Below are 19361 nucleotides of genomic sequence, written 5' to 3'. Positions count from 1 at the left end.
CTGCCGTGATGCTGGCCTACAGCCAGCTCGCCCTTGCGATGGCGCTGGTCGGCGCGAATGTGGCGGTGGCGAAGCTGCTGGCGGAGGCACTGCCCATCGCGCTCATCGCCTTCCTGCGCTGCGCGCTGGCGGTGGCGGTGCTCTGGCCGCTGGCGCGCTGGCTGGATGGCGCGGTGCGGGTGCCGGGCGCGGTGAAGCGCAACCTCTTCCTCCAGGCGGTCTTCGGCACGGCGCTCTACAATGCGGGGCTGCTGGCCGGGCTGCGGCTGACCTCGGCGCTGGAGGGCGGGCTGGTGCTGGCCACCCTGCCGGCGGTGGTGGCGCTGGGCAGCTTCCTCTGGCTGCGCGAGCGGCTTTCGGCACGGCAATGGCTGGCGGCGGGGCTGGCCGGGTTGGGGATGGCCGCCATCACCTTGGCGCGGCTGGGGGGTGGCGCGGGCGCGTCCTCGGCGCTGGGGAACCTGCTGATCTTCGTGGGTGTCTGTGGCGAGGCCATCTATGTGCTGCTGGCCAAGCGCATCGCGGGCGCGGTGCCGGTCTTCACGGCCTCGCTCTGGATGCAGGGCTTCTCGGCGCTGGTGCTGCTGCCCTTCGCCGCCCCCGGCTTCGGCACGGCGGCGGCGCTGGCCGACCCCTCGCTGCTGGGGCTGCTGGTGTTCCATTCCCTGACGGCCAGCGTGCTGTGCCTCGTGCTGTGGTTCGCGGGGCTGCGGCGCGTGCCGGCGGGGGTGGCGGGCGTCTTCACGGGCTTCCTGCCGGCGACCGCGGCGGTGACGGCGGTGGTGTTTCTGGGCGAGCGTTTCGGCCTGATCCATGCGGCGGGCTTCGCGCTGATGATGGGGAGTTTGCTGCTGGCGACCTGGCCTGGCAGGACACGGGCATGAGGGCCTGGCTGGAGCTGACCGTCCCTGAACTGCTCGCCACGGCACCGGCGGCCATCGCCGCACGCCTGGCCGCGGCGCAGATGCGGCGCCGGCTGGCAGGGGAGCCGGCGCAGCTGCGCGCCTGGGAAGCGCAGGCCCAGATGTTGCAGGCGGCCCTGGCCGCGCCGTGCTGGGCCGAGGCGCGGATCGGCTTCGAATACGACATGCTGCGGCTGGAACGGCGGATAGACGTGGTCCTGGTGACCGCGCGCGCCATTCTGGTGCTGGAGTTCAAGGTGGGCGCGACGCAAATGGCGGCGGCGGACTTGGCCCAGGTCGAGGACTACGCGCAGGACCTGCATGATTTCCACGCCGCCAGCCGCGCGCATCCCGTCATTCCCATCCTGGTCGCCACCGGCGCGCGCACCGTGCCGCTGCAATTGGGCCTGCCGGTGCCGGGGGTGGCGCCCGTGGCGCTGGCCAACGCCGCGAACCTGCCCGAACGCCTCGCCACCTTGCACAACGCGGCGCCCGATGCCCCTCCCCTCGACCCAGGCACCTGGTTCGAAGCCGCCTATGCGCCCGTGCCCACCATCGTGGAGGCCGCGGCCCGCCTCTTCGCGCGCAACACCGTGGCCGACATCGCCGCGGCACGGGCGGACACGGCGAACCTGACCGCGACCACCGAGGCCATCCTCCGCGCCCTGGACGCGGCGCGCGCCGCCGGTGAGCGGGTGGTGGTCTTCGTCACCGGCGTGCCGGGTGCCGGCAAGACCTTGTGCGGGCTGAACGTGGTCTTCGGCGAGCATCGGCGCGAAGGGACGGCCTTCCTCACGGGCAACGCCCCGCTGGTCGCGGTGCTGCGCGAGGCCCTGGCCTGTGACCGCGCGGGGATCAGCCTGGCACTCGGCCCGAGCAATGACCCGGAGCGGCGTCGCCGTGCCGGGCGCCTCCGCGCGGCCCGGCATGAGACGGCCCAGGCGCTGCAGAACGTCCACAATTTCCTGGGCGACAATGCCCACAAACCCACCGCCCCGCATGAACGCGTCATCGTCTTCGACGAGGCGCAGCGCGCCTGGAACGCCGCCCAGGCGAGCCGCGACACACAGCGCCGCAAGAGCACGCTGACCATGAGCGAGCCCGCGCACGCGCTGGCCATCATGGGCCGCCATGCCGGTTTCGCCGCCATCATCGCCCTGGTCGGCCAGGGGCAGGAGATCAACACCGGCGAGGCGGGGCTGGCCGAATGGGGCCATGTGATCGCCGCGGCGCCCGGCTGGCACGCGGTCGCCGCGCCGCGCGTGCTGGAGGGGCCGGACGCCGCGCAACGCCTGATGCCCGGGCCTTGGCTCCGCCTCGACCCGGCGCTCGATCTCACGGTGCCCATCCGCTCCGTCCGCAGCCCCGCGGGCGCGGAATGGGTGGATGCCGTGGTGCGGGGCGAGGCGGGGCGGGCCGCGCGCATCGCGGCGGAGGCGGGCGGGGTTCCTTACTTCGTCACACGCTCGCTGGCCGAGGCGCGGGCGGCGCTGCGGCGGATAGCGCCGGGGCTGCGGCGCGCGGGCTTCGTGCGCTCCTCGGGCGCGCGGCGCCTGCGTGGCGAGGGGTTCGGCGCCGAACTGACCGGCACCGATGAGCCCGTCTCCTGGTTCCTCGAACGCTGGCCCGACATCCGCGCCTCCGACGCGCTGGAAGTCTGCGCCACCGAATATGCCTGCCAGGGGCTTGAGCTGGACGTGGTGGGCCTGGCCTGGGGCGGCGACTTCATCCGGCACGGCGCCGGCTGGCGATGCCGGGCCTTCGCCGGCGCGCGCTGGCAGGTGGTGGCCGGCATGGAGGAACGCGACTTCATCCGGAACACCTACCGCGTGCTGTTGACCCGCGCGCGCTATGAGACGGTGATCTGGGTGCCACCCGGCAGCTCCGCCGAGGACCCTTTTCACGACCCCACGCGCCCCGCCGCCGAGATGGACGCCATCGCGGACTTCCTCCGCGCCTGCGGCGCGCGCGACCTTGTGCCCGCACCGGCCGCGACACCCGCCGAATTGCTGCTCTGAGCCTGCCTCGCCGCGCCGCGCATTTCGCGGCATGGTGCCCCCATGCGCCTCCTCATCCTGTTGCTTCTGCTCGTGGCCGCCCCCCTCCAGGCGGCCGAGCTTCGGCTGACAAGCTGGAACATCGCCTGGCTCTCGCTCCGCCCGGCCGGCGATCCCATGATCCCGGCCGAGATCAACCGCCGTGGTCCCGCCGACTTCGCCCGGCTGCAGGCCTATGCCCAGCGGCTGGAAGCCGACATCGTGGCCTTGCAGGAGGTGGACGGGCCGGAGGCCGCCGCGCGCGTCTTCTCCCCGCGCGACCACGCCTTCTTCTTCCCCGACGAGGAGGACGTGCAGCGCACCGGCTTCGCCGTCCGCCGCCATCTGCGCGTGACGCAGAACCCGGACCTGGTCGAGCTGGACGTGGCGCCCGGTGCCCGCTTCTCCCACCGCCGCGGCACCGACATCACGGTGGAATGGGCGGGCGGGCGGCTCAGGCTGCTCTCCATCCACCTCGCCGCCGGCTGCCAGTCCGGCCCGCTGGATGCCGATCGCAGCAGGCAATGCGCGAACCTGGCCGAGCAATCCGCCGTCCTCGCCGGCTGGGTCGCGGCGCGGGAGCGCGAGGGCATCCCCTACGCCATCCTGGGCGACTTCAACCGCCGCATGGACCATCCGCGCGACGAGATGAGTGCCACCCTGGAACAGGCCGGCCGGCTGCTGCGCGCCAATGAGGGTGTCTCCGACCCCTGCTGGGCCGGGCCGCGCGGCGGGCGCCCCTTCATCAGCCACATCCTGCTCGGCGGGCCGGCGCGGGGTTGGATGGTACCGGGCAGCCTGCGCGTCATGGTCTATGCCGAGCGCGACCGCGCGATGCGCGACCTGATCTCGGACCATTGCCCCCTCAGCATCCGGCTGCGCCCGCGGTGAGGGCCTTCCTGCGCATCACCCTGCCGCTCGCGGCCGTGAACTTCCTGAACCAGGCGAGCCGCGCGGTGCTGGCGCTGATCGGGCCGCTGCTGGCGCTGGAATTCGCGCTCTCGGCCAGCGACCTCGGGCTGCTGGCGGCGGTGCTCTTCGTGGCCTATGCAGCGACACAGCTTCCCGTGGGCGTGGCACTGGACCGCTACGGGCCGCGCCGGGTGCAGGCGGTGCTGACGCTGCTGGCGGGCCTGGGCTTCTTCCTCTGCGCCTTCGCCACGGGGCCCATCATGCTGGGGGCGGGGCGCTTCATCACGGGCATCGGCATCGCGGCGGGGCTGATGGCCATGCTCAAGGCCAACACGCAGTGGTTTCCCCGCCATAGGGTCGCCGCCATGACGGGGGCTGGCGTGTTCGTGGGCGCGCTGGGGGGCGTGGCGGCCACGCTGCCCCTGGCGACGATCCTGCCCTTCGTGGGCTGGCGCGGCGGCTTCCTGATCCTGGGCGTGCTGGCGCTGGCGGTGGCCGCCTGGATCTGGTTCTCCCTGGCCGATGCGCCCCCTGGCGCCGCGCGCCCAGCGCGCCGTGACCTGGCGGCCGAGATCGCGGCCTATGGGCCCATCTTCACCCACCCGACCTTCCTGCGCTTCGTCCCCGCCATCATCGTGCTGTCGGCCATGAACTTCGTCTATTCGGGGCTATGGGCCGGGCCCTGGCTGCGCGACGTGGGCGGGCTGGACGACGGGCCGCGCGCCACCATCCTGCTGGTCTATGCCGCGGGCATGGCGGTGGGCTCCATGCTGATGGGGCAGCTTTCCTCGGCCCTGCAGGCGCGCGGCGCGCCGGCCATGCTGGTGCCGATGCTGGCGGTCTGCGCGCAATTCGCCATCCAGCTCGTCTTCATCCTGAACCCGCCGGCGGGGCTGCTTACCATGGGAATGGTCTGGTTCGCCTTCTCGCTGTTCGGTGCGGCAGGGCCGGTGGGCTATGCGGCCGTGGGCCAGGGCTTCGGGGCAGAGCTGGCGGGGCGTGTCGCCACCGCCATCAACTTCGCCATGCTCGTGCTGGTCTTCATCCTGCAATACGTGATCGGCGCCATCATCGACCTCTGGCCGCGCACCGAGACGGGTGGCTGGGCCACGGCGGGCTATGGCTGGGCCATGGGGCTGACGGCTTCCCTGCAGGCGGCCGCGCTGCTTTGGGCTTGGCGCGGCGGGCGCGTGCTGCGACCATCGCCCCCATGAAGCGCAAGACCCCCGCCGCGCTGGCGCGCTACCGCATCACCTCGGGCAAGGGGTTCCGCCTCGCGGACCATGCGCCGGACGACGCGGGCAGCCTCGGCCTCACCAAGGCCGATGCGCCGGACCTGCTGGCCCGCGGCATCGAGCGCCTGTCCGAATTGCAGGACATGCTCTACGCGCAAAACCGATGGTCGGTGCTGTGCCTCTTCCAGGCCATGGACGCGGCGGGCAAGGACGGCACCATCAAGCACGTGTTTTCGGGCGTGAACCCGCAGGGCTGCCACGTCACCAGCTTCAAGGCGCCCACCACGACGGAGCTGGAGCAGGACTATCTGCGTCGCCACATCCAGGCTCTGCCGTCGCGCGGGCAGATCGGCATCCACAACCGCTCCTGGTATGAGGAGGTGCTGGTGGTGCGCGTCCACCCCTCCATCCTGGCCAGGCAGCAGCTTCCCCCCGCCTGCGTGACGAAGAACATCTGGCAGGAGCGGCTGGAGGACATCGCGGCCACCGAACGCTACCTCACGCGGCAGGGGACGGTGGTGCTGAAGTTCTTCCTCAACGTCTCGCGCGAGGAGCAGAAGAACCGCTTCCTCTCCCGCCTGGACGAGCCGGAGAAGCACTGGAAATTCCGCGCCGCCGATGTCAGCGAGCGCCGCCACTGGGACGACTACATGGCCGCCTATGAGGAGGCCATCCGCGCCACCGCGACACCCGAGGCGCCCTGGTTCATCGTGCCCGCCGACCGCAAATGGCTCACGCGGCTGGTGGTGGTGGGCGCCATCATCGAGGCGCTGGAGAAGCTCGACCTGCACTACCCCCATGTGGACGAGGCCGACCGCGCGGCCTTCGCCGAGGCCCGCGCCGCCCTGTCATGACGCTTTATTTTGGCTACGGCTCCAATCTGGACGCCGCGGATTGGAACGCCTGGTGCGCGCGGCGGGGCTTCGGCGCGGCGCGGCTGGAGCCGGTTTCCACCGCCCTGCTGCTGGACCATGAACTCGTCTTCGACTGCTTCTCGCGCACGCGCCAGGGCGGCGTGCTGAACCTGCGCGCGCGGCCCGGCCAGGCGGCCGAGGGCGTGGTGTTCCGCGCCAATGCCGCGGCGCTGGCCGCGCTGGATGCCAAGGAGGGCGCGCCCTTCGCCTACCGGCGCGCGCCGCGCCACATCGTCCTGCCCGATGGCACCGTGGTGGAAGCCATGACCTATGTGACGCGCAGCGAGGGCTTTCGCGCGCCGCACCCGGACTATCTCGGCATCGTCCGGCGCGGTCAGGCCGCGCATGGCATCGCGCATGGCATGTTGGACGCGGCGGCGCGGGATGCGCCCGCCCCGCTCACCATCGCGCACCTTTTCGTCTACGGCACGCTGATGGCGGGCGAGGCCAATGCCCACCACCTCGACGGCCTGCCGCGCGAGGCCGGGCGGGTGGCGGGCGTGCTGCATGATTGCGGCCCCTACCCCGCCCTGGCCCTCGGTGACGGCGAGGTGGCGGGCGAGGTGCTGGAGCTGCCGCTGGCGCGGCTCGCCGCCATGGACGCGCTGGAGGGCAGCCCACCCGGCGGCGCGCCTGGCGGGCTGTATCGGCGCACGGTGCTGCCCGTGCGGGTCGCGGACGGCATGGTCCGCGCCTATGCCTATGTGATGGACGAGGCCGCGCGCCATCCGCGCATTCCCGAGGGCGACTGGCGGGCGAAGGCCACCCGCCATGCGGATTGGGCGGCCTATGCCGCCCGCACGCCCCCGGCCGAGCGCTGACGCGCCGCCGCCTTACTGCTTCGGTACCCCCGCCTCGCGCAGGATGGCCGAGTAGCGCTCCACACCCTCGCGCACCAGCGCCTTGACCTGGTCGGGCGTCTCGAAGCCGGCGCGCGGGGTCACGCCCGCCATCTCCGTCAGGCGCGCCGCGTTCTGGCGGATGGCGGCCTGGAACGCCGCGGACAGCGCCGACACGATCTCCGGCGGCGTGGCGGCGGGGGCGACGATGGGGAAGAACTCCTCATGGATCAGCCCGGTCATTCCGGCCTCGGGCGCGCTGGGCACGTCCGGCAGGGCCGCGGTGCGGCTTTCGGCCAGGACGCAGAGGGCGCGCAGCTGCCCGCCGCGGATCTGGCCGATGGAAGAGGCCATGGTGGGCGTGCCCACCTGCGCCTCGCCCGCCACCAGCGCCACCACGCTCGGCCCGCCGCCGCGGTAATGCACCACCTCGGCCTGCACGCGCTGGGTGGAGCGCAGCAGCTCCGCCGCCAGGTGCACGCCGCTGCCGAGGCCCGCGGTCGCGATGTTGTACTGGCCGGGGTTGGCGCGCAGGCGCTCCACCATCTCGCGGGCGTTCTGGGCGGGGAAGCGCGGGTTCACCACCAGCGCGTGCGGCGAGAAGCCGGCCACGGCCAGGCCCACGAAGTCGTTCACCGGGTCATAGGGCATGCGCTCGACGATGGCGGGCACCGTGGCATGCGCGCTGTTGATCAGCAGCGTGTAGCCATCGGGCGCGGCACGCGCGACATGCTCGCTTCCGATGACGCTGCCCGCCCCCGCGCGGGATTCGATGACGATGGGCTGGCCCAGGGTCTGGGAGGCGGGCTCCGCGATCAACCGGCTGACGATGTCGTTGGACCCACCCGGCGCGAAGGGCACGATGAGGCGGATGGGGCGCGTGGGGCGCCAGGCCTGGGCAAGGGCGCCGGCGGGCAGCAGCGCAGGCGCGGCCAGCACGCCGAGGCTGAGGGCTTGGCGACGATTGAGCATGTCCATTTCTCCCTGCATTTGGCGCGGGCGAAACATCGCCCCACCTGTTTTGCCGGGAAGGATGGACGGGAAAGCCCGCCTTGCCAACCTGTAACCTGTGGTAGAAATTGTTACGGCATTCCGCCTCGTGACGCAGCGACGTCGTTTGAAAACAGGGCCGCGTGGAATCGCTCGGGAACGAGGTCTTTGTCCACGTCCTCGGTGCAGGCGACACGAACGGCCAGATAATCCCCTGTCCGCGAGCTGCAGCTGTAGGACCAGCCGAGCAGATGGCAGGGCACCCTTGCGGCTGCCGCAGCAAGATCATCTGCCAGCGTGGCTCTCTGCGCTGGCAAAAGGCAGACGGCTTCGTAGAGCGGCATGAGGCCGATTTCGATCAAGCCCTGCGGGGCCGCAGGATCGTTTTGAGTCGCCACCTGGTCGAGCGCCATGAAGGCGCATGACTCGCAAATAGCGACGCCGGGTCCGGCAACGATCGTCTCGCCCGACAGGCGGGAGCGCCCACAAAAACTGCAAGTGGGGACATTTTCCTTCCGCCCAAAAAGAATGCGGATCGCCCCCTGCACCCTCTCCTTGACTGTCATGACACGGCAATTCGCTTTCCAAGCTGGATGCTTCAAGTCACGCAGAGGCCATGGCATTTGCCAAACACCGCAGGCCCTGCACGGCTGAAGATCGAGCCTGACACCCGCGGACGCCCCTGGCGTTCTGCCCGCCTGGGCCACACGCCAGGTGCGTTCCCTGTCGCGGCGTATCGGGGCGACTGGATTCGAACCAGCGACCTTCTGCTCCCAAAGCAGACGCACTACCAGGCTGTGCTACGCCCCGCCGCCGCCGGTTGTAGGCGCAGCGGGCGGGGCACTCAAGGCTATGGGCTTCTCAGGGAAGCACCTTGCCCGGGTTCATCATCCCCTCGGGGTCCAGCACGGACTTGATGGCCCGCATGAGGTCGAGCGCCACGGGCGATTTCAGCGCGGCCATGGCGCCGCGCTTGGACTGGCCGATGCCATGCTCGGCCGAGAAGCTGCCGCCCAGTTCCACCGCGATCTCCCCCACGCGGTCCTCGAAATGCGGCGCGCGCGCGTGCCATTCCGCATGGGTCATGCCGGCAGGCGCCTGGAGCGAGAGATGGATGTTGCCATCGCCCATATGCCCCAGCGCCACCATCCGCCCCTCCGGCCAGTTCTCCGCGATCAGCGCGGCACTCCGGTCCAGGAAGTCCGGGATGCGCGACACGGGCACCGAGGTGTCGGTGGGCAGGCCCGGCCCCTCCATGCGCGAGCAGGTGGGGAAGGTCTCGCGGATGTTCCACAGGTTCTGGCGTTGCGCCTCGCTCTCGCACAGCACCACGTCCTCGGCCTCGCCGGCCTCCAGCCCGGCCATGAGGGCGCCTTCCAGGGCCTCGCGCACGGGGATGGCGGCATGGGTGCTGGCGGCCTCGATGAGGCAGTACCAGTCGGTCGAAAGCTCCATCGGCTGGCGGATGTTGGTGCCGTGCCGCAGCGTGATGTCGATGCAGACCTTGCGGATCAGTTCGAAGGCCACGAGGTCCGCGCCGCTTTCCTGGCAGCGCGCCAGCAGGCGCAGCGCCTCATGCGGGCTGCGCACGGCGACCAGCGCCGTCTCGCGCGTCACCAGCCGCGGGAAGAGCTTGAGCGAGGCGGCGGTGATGACGCCCAGCGTGCCCTCGGCGCCGATGAAGAGGTGCCGCAGCGCATAGCCGGAATTGTCCTTCCGCACGCGCCGCAGATCATCCAGCACGCGGCCATCGGGCAGCACCACCTCCAGCCCCAGCACGAGATCGCGCGCATTGCCGTAGCGCAGGGTGCGGATGCCGCCGGCATTGGTGGAAAGCGCGCCGCCGATCATGGCCGAACCCTGCGCGCCGAAATGCAGCGGGAAGAAGCGGCCGGCCTCGGTGGCGGCGTTCTGCACGGACTCCACGGTGCAGCCGGCCTCGGCCACCAGGGAATTGTCCAGCGCGTCCACGTCGCGCAGGCGGTTCATGCGCTCCAGGCTCAGTACCACGCTGGGCGGACCCGCCGCACCCGGCACCACGGCGCCGCAAAGCGAGGTGCGCCCGCCCGCCGGCACCACGGCCAGGCCCTGCGCGGCGCAGAGGCGCAGCGCCTCACTCACCTGCGCCGTGTCGGCCGGCCGCAGCACGGCGACGGGCCGCCCGTGATAGACGCCGCGCCAATCCACGGCATAGGGGGCGATGTCCTCCTCGGCGCGGAGGCAGGCGGCGGGGCCGAGGGTGGCGCTGAGCATGTCGAGCGGGGGCATGGGGCATTTCCTTCCGGCCCGCATGGCAATCCCGGGCGGGCGGCGCGTCAAGCGCCACAGATGGCGATTGACCTGTTCATGCCACGGCGCAAGCATGCCGCGAACGGGGGAAACAACCATGGACGAGACGGATGTGGTGGTCATCGGCTCCGGCTCGGCCGGCAGCGCGGTGGCGGGGCGGCTTTCGGAAATTCCCGGGCTGCGCGTGACGGTGCTGGAGGCCGGCAGCCGCGACACCAACCCCTGGCTGCATGTGCCGGTGGGCTACGCCAAGACCATGTACCACCCCACCCTCTCCTGGAACTACATGACCGAGCCTGAGCCGGAACTCGGCGGCCGTTCCATCCCCTGGCCGCGCGGGCGGGTGCTGGGCGGCAGCTCGGCCATCAACGGGCTGATCTACATCCGCGGCCAGGCCGAGGACTACGACCATTGGCGGCAGCTGGGCTGCACGGGCTGGTCCTTCGAGGATTGCCTGCCCTGGTTCCGCCGAGCCCAGCGGCAGGAGCGTGGCGCGTCCGACCTGCACGGCGGTGATGGCCCGCTCTCCACCACCGATCTGCGCGACAAGGGCGCGCTGTCCCAGGCCTTCATCAATGCGGCGCTGGAGCTGGGCTTCCCCGCCAATGACGACTTCAACGGCCGCGTGCAGGAAGGGGCGGGCTGGTACCAGGTCACGGTGCGCGACGGCTTCCGCTGCTCGGCCGCGACGGCCTATCTGAAGCCCGCCGTGAAGGCCGGGCGCGTACGCCTGATCACCGACGCGCATGTGACGCGCATCCTGGTCGAGAATGGCCGCGCGGTGGGCGTGGCCTATCGCGTGGGGAACGAGGAACGGCAGATCCGCGCGACGCGTGAGGTGGTGCTGTCCGGCGGCGCCATCAACTCGCCGCAGATCATGATGCTCTCAGGCTTCGGGCCCGCCGCGCATCTGGCGGAGATGGGCATCGAAGTGCAGCGCGACATGCCCGAACTCGGCCGCAACCTGCAGGACCACTACCAGGCGCGGCTGATGTACCGCGCGAGCCAGCGCGTTTCGATGAACGAACGCGTGAATTCCTGGATCGGCATGGCGACCATGGGCGTGCAATACGCGCTGACGCGGCGCGGCCCGTTGACCTTCGCCGCCGGCACGGCGGGGCTGTTCGCCCGCGTGCTGCCGCAGAGCGCCACGCCCGACGTGCAGTTCCACTTCATCCCCTGGAGCGCCGACACGGTGAAGGAGGGCCTGCATAAATGGCCCGGCTTCACCATCAGCGTCTGCCAGTTGCGGCCCGAAAGCCGGGGCGAGGTGACGCTCGCCTCGCCCGACCCCATGGCCAAGCCGCGCATGGTGGCGCGCTATCTCAGCACCGAAACCGACCGGCAATGCATGCTGGAGGGCGCCAAGCTCGCGCGGCGGCTTGCCCGCACCAAGGCGCTGGGCGCCTTCATCGAGGCCGAATACGCGCCGGGCGCCGCCGCCCCCGACACGGATGAGGCCATGCTGGACTTCGTGCGCCGCACGGGTGGCACCATCTACCACCCCACCAGCACCTGCCGCATGGGCAGCGATGAGGGCGCCATCGTGGACACGGAACTGCGCGTGCGGGGCGTGGAGCGGCTGCGGATCGCCGATGCCTCGATCATGCCCACCGTGGTCAGCGGCAACACCAATGCCGGCTGCATCATGATCGGCGAGCGCTGCGCGGATTTCATTCGCCGCGCGGCATAACCTTCGCGCGGGCGGTGGCGAAGCGGTTTCCGGAAAACCGGAGACCGCCGCCATGGAACTGCGCGACATCACCCTCTTCCTGGCGGCCGCCCGGACGCTGAACTTCACCCGCGCCGCCGAGGAATGCGGCGTCAGCCAGCCCAGCCTCTCACGGGCCATCCAGCGTCTGGAACACACGCTGGGCGGCCCGCTCTTCGCGCGCGAGCGGGGCCGGACGCATCTGACGGCGCTGGGTCGCCTCGTCCTGCCGCGCCTGTCGGAACTGGCCGAGCGCAGCGCCGCCATCCGCAACCAGGCCGCGCTGCACCACCGGCTGCAGAGCGCGGACCTGCGGCTGGGCATCCTGTGCTCCATCGGGCCGGGCGTCTTCGCGGGCTTTCTTGCTGCCTTCCGCTCGGCCCAGCCCGGCATCGACATCACCCTGCATGACGCGCGGCCCGACCGGCTGACCGAGCGGCTGCAGCAGGGCGAACTGGATGCGGCCCTGATGCCCCCGCCGGCCGCCGGTGCCGAGCGCTTCAGCGCCGAGCCGCTCTACGAGGAACGATACATGGTGGCCTGTGCCGCGGGCCACCGCTTCGCCGCGCGCGAGAGCATCACGATGGCCGACATGCATGGAGAGACCTACCTCCTGCGGATCAACTGCGAGAATCGCGAGACGCTGGGTGCCGGGCTGACGGCTGCGGGTGCCAAGCTGCGGGTCGCCTGCCTCAGTGAGCGCGAGGACTGGATCCAGGGGCTGGTGGCGGCGGGCATGGGCGTGTGCTTCCTGCCCGAATACAGCGCGGCCCAGCCGAGCCTCGTGCTGCGCGCGGTGGAGGATGCGCCGTTGGCGCGGCGGATCGCCCTCGTCACGGTGCCGGGGCGGCGCTGGTCGGCGCCGCTGACCCGTTTCATCGAGGCGCTGCGCGCCACCCGCCTGCCGATGGCTCCCCATACGGGAAATGAATGGAATCCATGTCGGCCATCCGCTGGATGTGGCCCCTTCCCGACCCTCAAGCTTCGTCCGGCGGCGCGACATGGCGCCGTGAAGCCCGCCGCCTGAGGGCGGCCTGCACGATGGAGTGATTCCTGATGCGTCATCTTTTCCGGCCGGCCCTCCTGGCTCTCACATTGGGCGGGGCCTTCCTCTCCCTCGCTGCGCCCGCCACGGCGCAGAGCTACCCGCGCGTGACGGGAACCGGGGAGGACTTCATGATCGACTATGGCCCGATGGCCCGCGGCAATGTGGTCGGCGGCGGCCGCGTGATGGTTTCGCAGCCTTCCGGCGGCATGGACTTCACCATCCTGCACCTGGACGCCATATTCTCGCAGCAGCCGCGCCCCGGCCTCGTTCCGCTCAGTATCGGCACCGGCGAGGGCATCATGGTGATCTACGTGCCCGCCATGATGATCGAGCAGATGCGCCGCGCGCTCGGTGCCATGGCGCGCTGAGGTGGAGGAGGGCCGCCGCGCCCATTCGCGCGAGGCGGGCGCTTGCGCTCAGGCCGGCACCAGCAGCACATCACCCCCCTGCGGGTCGGGCACGCGGCGCATGGCGAAGCCATAGGCGCGGTGCACCAGTTCGGGCGTCAGCATCTCCTCCGGCCGGCCCTCGGCCACGCGGCGCCCGCCCGCCATCAACAGCAGCCGGCCGCAATGGCGCGCGGCGAGGTTGAGGTCATGCAGCACGGCCACCACCGTCGCCCCCGCCCGGGCGCGCGCCGCCGCCACCGCCATGATGGCGTGCTGGTGCGGCAGGTCGAGCGCCGAGGTGGGCTCATCGAGGAACAGCACGCTGTCGGCCGGTGGCACGCCATCCAGTTGCGCCAGCACGCGGGCCAGCTGCACGCGCTGCTGCTCGCCGCCCGAGAGGGTAGCGTGGTTGCGGCCGTGCAGATGCGCGACACCCGCCTCGCGCATCGCGGCGCGGACACTGTCCTGCGGGCCCGCTCGCCCGGCATGGGGCAGCCGGCCGAGCGCCACCACCTCCTCCGCGCGCAGCGGAAAGCCGAGGGTGGAATGCTGCGGCAGCACGGCGCGGCGGCGCGCGAGATCCCCCGCGCGCCAGTGGCCGAGCGGCCTGCCATCCAGGAAGGCGCGGCCGGAATCGGGCGCCATCTCGCCCGCCAGCACGCGCAGCAAGGTGGACTTGCCCGCCCCATTGGGCCCCAGGATGCCGAAGACGCCGCCCGGGGCGATGGACAGCGCGGGCAGGTCCAGGATGCGCCGCCCGCCCCGCGTGACGATGAGATTGTCCGCGCGGATCATCGCCCGTCCAATGCGAAGCGCTGCCGCAGCAGCAGGGCCAGGAAGAAGGGGCCGCCCAGCAGGGCCGTCAGCAGGCCGATGGGCAGTTCGGCCGGCGCCACCAGCACGCGCGCCGCGGCATCGGCCAGCGGCAGCAGCGCGGCGCCGATCAGCGCCGAGGCCGGCAGCACCCAGCGATGATCCGCCCCGCGCATCAGCCGCGCGAGATGCGGCGCCACGATGCCCACGAAGCCGATCATGCCGCTCGCCGCCACCGCCGCGCCCACGGCCAGCGCCACCAGCAGCACGGCGCCCCATTTGAGGCGCTCGATCGGGATGCCCAGTGTCTGCGCCTCGCGCTCGCCCAGAATGAGCGCGTTCAGGCCGCGCACCAGGAAGGGGGCGGCGATGATCAGCGGCAGCGCGGCCAGCAGCGTGGCCCCCAGCACGGCCGGCGTGGCGCCCGCGACCGAGCCCATGGTCCAGAACAGGATGTCGCGCAGCTGCATGTCATCGGCCGCGAAGATCAGCGCCGAGGTGGCAGCCCCCGCCAGCGCGTTGAAGATGATGCCGGCCAGCAGCATGGAGGCGATCATCACCCGCCCCTCATGCTGCGCCACCCGCATGACCAGCAGCGTGACCAGCAGGGCGCCCAGGAAGGCCGCGCCCGCCGTCGCATAGGGGCGCAGCGGCACGGGCAGCAGCGTGAGCCCCACCACGATCATGAACACCGCCCCCAGCGCCCCACCGGCCGAGACGCCGAGCAGCCCGGGGTCGGCCAGCGGGTTGCGGAACAGCCCCTGCATGATGGCGCCCGCCAGCCCCAGCACACCGCCCGCCAGCATGGCCAGCAGGGTGCGCGGCACGCGCAGCGTCCAGATGATGGCGCCCTCGGGCCCCGGCGCGGAGGTGGCGAGGCCCAGCGGCGCCAGCAATTCGCGCAGCACGCCATCGGGCGGGATGCGGATGGCGCCGATGCCCAGCGCCACCAGCAGGCCGCACAGCGCGGCACCCGCCAGCAGCAGCAGCGCCATGCCATGGCCCATGGCCCGCGCGCGCGGCACGGAGAGCGCGGCCTCGCTCATGCCGCCCCGCGCAGCCAGGGCCGCTCGGGCAGCGCCGCGAGGTCGGGGCGCGCATGCAGGGCCGCGGCCAGGTCGCGCGCCGCATGGGCTGTGCGCGGGCCGAAGCCCAGCATGTAGAGGCTGTCGAAGGTGACGAGCCGCCCCGCCCGCGCGGCCGGCAGCAAGGAGAGCTGCGGCTGGGCCAGGAAGGAGGCGACGCCGCCACTGCCGTCCACGGTGTGCGAAGGCGCCACCACCCAGTCGGGCGAGGCGGCCAGCGCGGCCTCGGCCGTCACGGCGCGATAGCCCTCATAGGATTGGATGGCCGAGCGCGCGCCCGCGAGGCGCAGCATCGCCTCGGCCGAGGTGCCACGGCCCGAGGCCATGGGCGCCCCCGCCCCGGCCGCCAGCAGGAAGAGCGCGCTGGGCGGCGTGGCGGGACGCGGCAGGCTGGCGGCGAGGGCCGCGAAATCCTCGGTGAGCGCCGCGTTCAACGCTTGGCCGCGTGCCTCGCGGCCCAGGGCCTCGGCCACCACCGTCACGGCCTGCATCAACGTCTCGGGAGATTCGATGCGTGGGGCGCGGATGATGTTCACCCCCGCCGCGCGCAGTTGCGCGATCGCGGGCGGTGGCCCGGCCTCATGCGCCAGCAGCAGCAGGCCGGGCTGGAGGGAGAGCACGCCCTCCGCCGAGAGCGCACGCAGATAGCCGATCTGCGGCAATTGCCGCAGGTCGTTGGGAAAGAGGCTCGTGCTGTCCGCGCCCACGATCGCGCCCCGGGCACCCAGCGCGCAGACGATCTCGGCGATGCCGCCGCCGGCCACGACCAGGCGCGGCATGCCCTGGGCCAGCGCCGGCGTGGCGAGGCCCAGCGGCAGGGCGAAAAGGGCGCGGCGCCTCACGCGGCGATGCCTTCGGCCAGCTCGCGCCAGCCCAGATCCTCGGGCTGGCCGGGCTTGCGCTTGCCGAACACCATCAGCACCACCTCGCCATCGGCGTCGAAGCCCTCGATGGAGGTGACGACGCCATCCTCGGTCGGCTTGCGAACCAGCCAGGCCTCGGCGAGGCCTGTGGTGCGCAGGTGCAGGTTGAAGCTGGGGTCGAGCACGTTGAACCACTCGCCCATCGGCACCAGCCGCTTCACCTCGCCGGTGTGGATCTGGATGCAGCCATGGTTGCCCACGAAGATCATGATGGGCAGCGCGCTGGCGCCCGCGGCGGTCAGCGTGCGCTCGATGGCCGAGGATGGCAGGCGCCGCGCCCAGTGGGGGCCGGCCAGGCGCAGCGCCTGCTGCCGCGCCACGTCGAAGCGGCGCAGCATGGGGAAGAAGTCGTGCGTGTCGCGCAGCCCGGCCCAGGCCTCGCGCAGCCCGGTGGTGTCGATCTCCGTATCGGGGCGGGGCGTGGGGCGCGGGGCGCGGGGCACGGTGCGGATGGCCGCCGGCGCCTCGTCGCGCAGCGTGTCGGCCAGGCGGTCCAGCGCGCCTTCGGGCGTGGCTTCGGTGGCGAAGACCTTGTGCACCGCCTCGCCCGCCGCGTCGAAGACCTGCACGCTGCCGCGCGGGCTGCCCGGGTTGCCGCCGGGCACATGCAGCGCATGCACCCAGTTGCGGAGGAAGAGGCGCAGATCAATGTCCTCGCCGAGCACCAGCCCCATGGGGCCGCTCACCGAGACCTGCTCGTAGCGGCCATGGCGCTCATGCACGCAATGGTCGTTGCGCGTCAGCGCCATCACCTCGCCCGCTTCGTGCAGCGCCTCCAGCAGGGCCAGCCAGTCGGGGCGCAGGCGGGTGGCGCCGGGCAGGCTCGCCACCAGCTCGGCCTCGCTCACCGCGAGGCGTTGCGCGGCGTCGCGCACGCGCAGCCGGGGTTCCTCCTCGCGCAGGCGGGCCCAGCGCGTGGCGAGGTCGTGGTCGTGTTCGAGTATCGCGGACATGAAGGCCTCTTTGGCTCAGAAGTTGGCGGAGAGGCGGAACTGCACGTTCCGGCCGACGTCGTAGAAGGAAGAACGCTCGCTGCTGCTGTCCCAGGCGAGGCGGCGGTGGCGCACGTCGAAGAGGTTCGACACGCCCACATCCAGGCGCAGCCCCGCGAGCGGGCCCTCGGGCGGGGCGTAGGTCACGAAGAGGTCGGTCAGCGCATAGGCGGGCGTGGCCTGCGGGCGGATGCCGGTCTGCTGGTCCACGGGCTTGCGGCCCTGCTCGGCCACCAACTGCACGCGGCCGCCCAGCGTCACGCCCTGCTCCTGGAAGCGGCGGCCCAGCGACATGGAGAGCTTGTGCGCCGGGATGAGGGCGAGCGGCCCCCCTTCCGTGCGGTTCTCGCCCCGGATGATGGAGGCGCCCAGGCCCGCGAACCAGGGCCCGCTCTCATACTGGCCTTCCAGTTCCAGCCCCTGGATGCGCGCGCGGGTCACGTTGCGCTGCTCGGTGGTGGTGGCGAAGACCAGCGTCTCGATGAAGTCGTCGAGGTTGTTGTGGAAGGCCGAGGCGCGGATGCGGATGCTGTCGCCCGCGGTGATGGTGTCGCGGAAGCGGAAGTTCACGCCGGCTTCGAGGTTGCGCGAGGTCTCGGGCCGCAGGTTCGGGTTCGGCACGAAGTTGTTGAAGCGCGGGAAGGGGAAGAAGCTGATGGGGAAGTGGACGCCCGAATTGTAGAGCTGGCTCAGCCCCGGGGCGCGATAGGCCTCGGCATAGGAGATGTAGGGCTGCATCCAGTCCGTCACGCGGTAGGCGAAGGAGACGCGCGGCGAGAGACGGTCATTGGTCACGCTGCGCTGGCCGTCGGCGCTTTGCTCGTAGCGGTCATAGCGCAGCCCGCCGGTCAGCGTGGCGCGGCCGAGCGTGATCTCGTCCTGGACGAAGAAGCCGATCACGTCCTGGCTGGCATTCGGGTATTGCGCGCGGGCGGCGCCGTTGCGGCGGCCTTCCTGCGTGTCGCGATAGCCGTCGAAGCCCAGCGTCAGCGCGTGGCGTTCCGCACCGAACACCGAGAAGCGCGAGGTGTTCTGCACCGACATGCCCCAGGTCTCGAGGTCCGTCAGGTCGCGGCGGTTGTCGGTCAGGCGCCGCTCATTGATGTCCACCGTGTTGCGGTAGACCTGGGCGCGCAGGTCAATCCAGGGGTTGTCCGGCGGCGCCCAGTCGAAGTTCAACGCGAATTGCTGCGCGCGCAGGCGACGGTCCGTGATGTCGGCGGTGCCCAGGGTGTTCGCGGCGGAGGGGATGATCTGGTCCTCCTCGCGGTGCATGAAGCTGGCGCCGAAGCGCATGCCGGGCATGGGGTTCCAGCCGAGGCGCGCGAGGAAGGTCTGCGTCGTCGGGTCGGTGTAGGGAATGGTCTGCCCCGCGCCGTCCACGATGTTGTTGCCGGCGTTGCGCGCATAGGCGACCAGGCCGTCCACCTGGCCGGTGCGGAAGGCCGCGGCGGCGGCGCTGCGCCAGCGCCCGCCATTGGTGTCGTAGCCCTGGCTGAGGAAGAAGCCCGTGGCGCGGCCGGGGCGGATGATGTCCTCCGCCTCGATCGTCCGCAGCGCGACGACGCCGCCGATGGCGCCCGAGCCATAGAGCATGGAGGCCGGGCCGCGCAGCACGTCCACCTGGCGCAGCAACTCCGGCTCGAAGAAGAAGCGGCCGCGGTGGCCGGAGCTGAAGTTCTGCCGCACGCCATCCAGCGTGGTGATCACGCGGTCACCGCCCAGGCCGCGGATCTGCGGCTGCTGCACGCCGGGGCGGGGAATGCCATCCGCCTCGACACCCGGCAGGTCGCCCAGGATGTTCTGCAGCTGGGTGGGCTGGCGGCGGCGCAATTCCTCGCGCGGCACGACGCTGATGGGGGCGGCCACGTCACCCGCCACCTGCGGCGTGCGGGTGGCGGTGGTGGTGACCGCGTCCAGCGGCGTCAGCACAAGCGCAGGCGCGGGCGCGTCCTGGGCCATGGCGGGAAGAACCAGGAAGGCGGGAGTGGCCAGAAGCCACAGGCGAAACAGACCCGACACGATGCGTCCTCTCTCGAAGCCCCAAGGGGCTGCTGATGTGAGGCGCTGGCTGGCTGGCTCGCTTGGCCCGGGGGCCCAGTGGCGTGCGCGCTGGCGCTGTAAAGCGGTTACTTGGTCAGGATGAGCTTGCCGGCGCGGGTGTGGCGCAGCCGGTAGATTTCCTGGCCGTGGATGATTTCCACCTCCACCTGGCCGCGCAGCAGGCTCTGGCTGTCAATGCGCGGGGCGGGCGGAGGCGGGGATTCGTTGGGCATGGCGTGG

The 19361-nt window shown here is 71.7% G+C and carries 18 protein-coding genes and 1 tRNA gene; 9 read left to right on the top strand and 10 right to left on the bottom strand.

All coding sequences use genetic code 11. The annotated features are described in order from the left end of the window. The first annotated feature begins 8 nt into the window (after positions 1–8). The 6 genes from ICW72_RS18650 to ICW72_RS18625 are packed head-to-tail and all read left to right on the top strand — an operon-like array spanning position 9 to position 6820. Positions 9–884, top strand: coding sequence for a DMT family transporter (locus ICW72_RS18650; RefSeq protein ID WP_223880681.1), 876 nt, complete (start codon positions 9–11; stop codon positions 882–884). Next, positions 881–2920, top strand: a complete 2040-nt coding sequence (locus ICW72_RS18645) for a DNA/RNA helicase domain-containing protein (protein WP_191084038.1) — start codon at positions 881–883, stop codon at positions 2918–2920. The genes ICW72_RS18650 and ICW72_RS18645 overlap by 4 nt, the downstream gene beginning before the upstream one ends. A 42-nt stretch (positions 2921–2962) precedes the next feature. Then, complete coding sequence (locus ICW72_RS18640; protein ID WP_191084037.1) at positions 2963–3829, top strand: endonuclease/exonuclease/phosphatase family protein; 867 nt, start codon at positions 2963–2965, stop codon at positions 3827–3829. Beyond that, a complete protein-coding gene (locus ICW72_RS18635) occupies positions 3826–5064 on the top strand; it encodes an MFS transporter (protein WP_191084036.1) in 1239 nt (412 codons plus the stop codon). Before ICW72_RS18640 ends, ICW72_RS18635 begins: the two co-directional genes overlap by 4 nt. Further along, on the top strand, positions 5061–5939 hold the full coding sequence (locus ICW72_RS18630) for a polyphosphate kinase 2 family protein (protein WP_191084035.1): 879 nt from the start codon (positions 5061–5063) through the stop codon (positions 5937–5939). The genes ICW72_RS18635 and ICW72_RS18630 overlap by 4 nt, the downstream gene beginning before the upstream one ends. Continuing rightward, positions 5936–6820: a gamma-glutamylcyclotransferase gene (locus ICW72_RS18625; protein ID WP_191084034.1), complete on the top strand. Its 885-nt coding sequence runs from the start codon at positions 5936–5938 to the stop codon at positions 6818–6820. Before ICW72_RS18630 ends, ICW72_RS18625 begins: the two co-directional genes overlap by 4 nt. Positions 6821–6832: 12 nt before the next feature. Here ICW72_RS18625 and ICW72_RS18620 read toward each other — a convergent pair whose 3' ends face one another. The 4 genes from ICW72_RS18620 to ICW72_RS18605 all read right to left on the bottom strand — a co-directional run bounded on the left by ICW72_RS18620 (position 6833) and on the right by ICW72_RS18605 (position 10096). Next, entirely contained in the window at positions 6833–7810 is a 978-nt protein-coding gene (locus ICW72_RS18620; protein WP_191084033.1) for a Bug family tripartite tricarboxylate transporter substrate binding protein, read from the bottom strand. Between the two features lie 110 nt (positions 7811–7920). Next, complete coding sequence (locus tag ICW72_RS18615; protein ID WP_191084032.1) at positions 7921–8394, bottom strand: ClpX C4-type zinc finger protein; 474 nt, start codon at positions 8392–8394, stop codon at positions 7921–7923. Between the two features lie 170 nt (positions 8395–8564). After that, positions 8565–8638 (bottom strand) — tRNA-Pro (locus ICW72_RS18610). A 51-nt stretch (positions 8639–8689) separates the two neighbouring features. Beyond that, the gene (locus ICW72_RS18605; RefSeq protein WP_191084031.1) at positions 8690–10096 is read right to left on the bottom strand and encodes an FAD-binding oxidoreductase; all 1407 of its coding nucleotides are present in this window, start codon (positions 10094–10096) and stop codon (positions 8690–8692) included. Positions 10097–10214: 118 nt separating this feature from the next. Here ICW72_RS18605 and ICW72_RS18600 point away from each other — a divergent pair, with 118 nt between their 5' ends. Genes ICW72_RS18600 through ICW72_RS18590 form a run of 3 tightly spaced genes read left to right on the top strand, consistent with a single transcriptional unit; the run spans position 10215 to position 13244 of the window. After that, the gene (locus ICW72_RS18600) at positions 10215–11810 is read left to right on the top strand and encodes a GMC family oxidoreductase (protein WP_191084030.1); all 1596 of its coding nucleotides are present in this window, start codon (positions 10215–10217) and stop codon (positions 11808–11810) included. A 52-nt stretch (positions 11811–11862) separates the two neighbouring features. Continuing rightward, the gene (locus tag ICW72_RS18595) at positions 11863–12855 is read left to right on the top strand and encodes a LysR family transcriptional regulator (protein ID WP_191084029.1); all 993 of its coding nucleotides are present in this window, start codon (positions 11863–11865) and stop codon (positions 12853–12855) included. Between the two features lie 29 nt (positions 12856–12884). Then, positions 12885–13244: a hypothetical protein gene (locus ICW72_RS18590; RefSeq protein WP_191084028.1), complete on the top strand. Its 360-nt coding sequence runs from the start codon at positions 12885–12887 to the stop codon at positions 13242–13244. Between the two features lie 48 nt (positions 13245–13292). Here ICW72_RS18590 and ICW72_RS18585 read toward each other — a convergent pair whose 3' ends face one another. From ICW72_RS18585 to hemP, 6 genes are all read right to left on the bottom strand, one after another. Beyond that, on the bottom strand, positions 13293–14060 hold the full coding sequence (locus ICW72_RS18585; protein ID WP_191084027.1) for a heme ABC transporter ATP-binding protein: 768 nt from the start codon (positions 14058–14060) through the stop codon (positions 13293–13295). Beyond that, positions 14057–15124: a FecCD family ABC transporter permease gene (locus ICW72_RS18580; protein WP_191084026.1), complete on the bottom strand. Its 1068-nt coding sequence runs from the start codon at positions 15122–15124 to the stop codon at positions 14057–14059. The genes ICW72_RS18585 and ICW72_RS18580 overlap by 4 nt, the downstream gene beginning before the upstream one ends. Then, positions 15121–16005 carry a heme/hemin ABC transporter substrate-binding protein gene (locus ICW72_RS18575; protein WP_191084025.1) on the bottom strand — a complete coding sequence of 295 codons (885 nt, stop codon included), beginning with the start codon at positions 16003–16005 and terminating at the stop codon, positions 15121–15123. The genes ICW72_RS18580 and ICW72_RS18575 overlap by 4 nt, the downstream gene beginning before the upstream one ends. Beyond that, positions 16002–17039: a hemin-degrading factor gene (locus tag ICW72_RS18570; RefSeq protein ID WP_191084024.1), complete on the bottom strand. Its 1038-nt coding sequence runs from the start codon at positions 17037–17039 to the stop codon at positions 16002–16004. The genes ICW72_RS18575 and ICW72_RS18570 overlap by 4 nt, the downstream gene beginning before the upstream one ends. A 15-nt stretch (positions 17040–17054) precedes the next feature. Further along, a complete protein-coding gene (locus tag ICW72_RS18565; RefSeq protein WP_191084023.1) occupies positions 17055–19040 on the bottom strand; it encodes a TonB-dependent hemoglobin/transferrin/lactoferrin family receptor in 1986 nt (661 codons plus the stop codon). Positions 19041–19207: 167 nt separating this feature from the next. Further along, positions 19208–19354 (bottom strand): hemin uptake protein HemP, encoded by a 147-nt coding sequence (gene hemP, locus ICW72_RS18560; RefSeq protein ID WP_191084022.1) that lies wholly within the window; start codon positions 19352–19354, stop codon positions 19208–19210. Positions 19355–19361: the final 7 nt, after the last annotated feature.

The sequence above is a fragment of the Roseococcus microcysteis genome (assembly GCF_014764365.1).
Classification (GTDB): Bacteria; Pseudomonadota; Alphaproteobacteria; order Acetobacterales; family Acetobacteraceae; genus Roseococcus; species Roseococcus microcysteis.
The sequence above is the reverse complement of the archived record's forward strand: the minus strand, read 5'-3'. Positions and strand labels throughout refer to the sequence as shown.

Excerpts from the sequence above, each read along its gene's own strand:
- ICW72_RS18625 (WP_191084034.1), top strand. The coding sequence starts at position 5,936 with ATGACGCTTTATTTTGGCTACGGCTCCAATCTGGACGCCGCGGATTGG.
- ICW72_RS18615 (WP_191084032.1), bottom strand. The coding sequence starts at position 8,394 with ATGACAGTCAAGGAGAGGGTGCAGGGGGCGATCCGCATTCTTTTTGGG.
- ICW72_RS18630 (WP_191084035.1), top strand. The coding sequence starts at position 5,061 with ATGAAGCGCAAGACCCCCGCCGCGCTGGCGCGCTACCGCATCACCTCG.
- hemP (WP_191084022.1), bottom strand. The coding sequence starts at position 19,354 with ATGCCCAACGAATCCCCGCCTCCGCCCGCCCCGCGCATTGACAGCCAG.
- ICW72_RS18640 (WP_191084037.1), top strand. The coding sequence starts at position 2,963 with ATGCGCCTCCTCATCCTGTTGCTTCTGCTCGTGGCCGCCCCCCTCCAG.
- ICW72_RS18590 (WP_191084028.1), top strand. The coding sequence starts at position 12,885 with ATGCGTCATCTTTTCCGGCCGGCCCTCCTGGCTCTCACATTGGGCGGG.
- ICW72_RS18605 (WP_191084031.1), bottom strand. The coding sequence starts at position 10,096 with ATGCCCCCGCTCGACATGCTCAGCGCCACCCTCGGCCCCGCCGCCTGC.
- ICW72_RS18565 (WP_191084023.1), bottom strand. The coding sequence starts at position 19,040 with ATGGCCCAGGACGCGCCCGCGCCTGCGCTTGTGCTGACGCCGCTGGAC.
- ICW72_RS18580 (WP_191084026.1), bottom strand. The coding sequence starts at position 15,124 with ATGAGCGAGGCCGCGCTCTCCGTGCCGCGCGCGCGGGCCATGGGCCAT.
- ICW72_RS18620 (WP_191084033.1), bottom strand. The coding sequence starts at position 7,810 with ATGCTCAATCGTCGCCAAGCCCTCAGCCTCGGCGTGCTGGCCGCGCCT.
- ICW72_RS18585 (WP_191084027.1), bottom strand. The coding sequence starts at position 14,060 with ATGATCCGCGCGGACAATCTCATCGTCACGCGGGGCGGGCGGCGCATC.
- ICW72_RS18570 (WP_191084024.1), bottom strand. The coding sequence starts at position 17,039 with ATGTCCGCGATACTCGAACACGACCACGACCTCGCCACGCGCTGGGCC.
- ICW72_RS18595 (WP_191084029.1), top strand. The coding sequence starts at position 11,863 with ATGGAACTGCGCGACATCACCCTCTTCCTGGCGGCCGCCCGGACGCTG.
- ICW72_RS18650 (WP_223880681.1), top strand. The coding sequence starts at position 9 with ATGCTGGCCTACAGCCAGCTCGCCCTTGCGATGGCGCTGGTCGGCGCG.
- ICW72_RS18600 (WP_191084030.1), top strand. The coding sequence starts at position 10,215 with ATGGACGAGACGGATGTGGTGGTCATCGGCTCCGGCTCGGCCGGCAGC.
- ICW72_RS18645 (WP_191084038.1), top strand. The coding sequence starts at position 881 with ATGAGGGCCTGGCTGGAGCTGACCGTCCCTGAACTGCTCGCCACGGCA.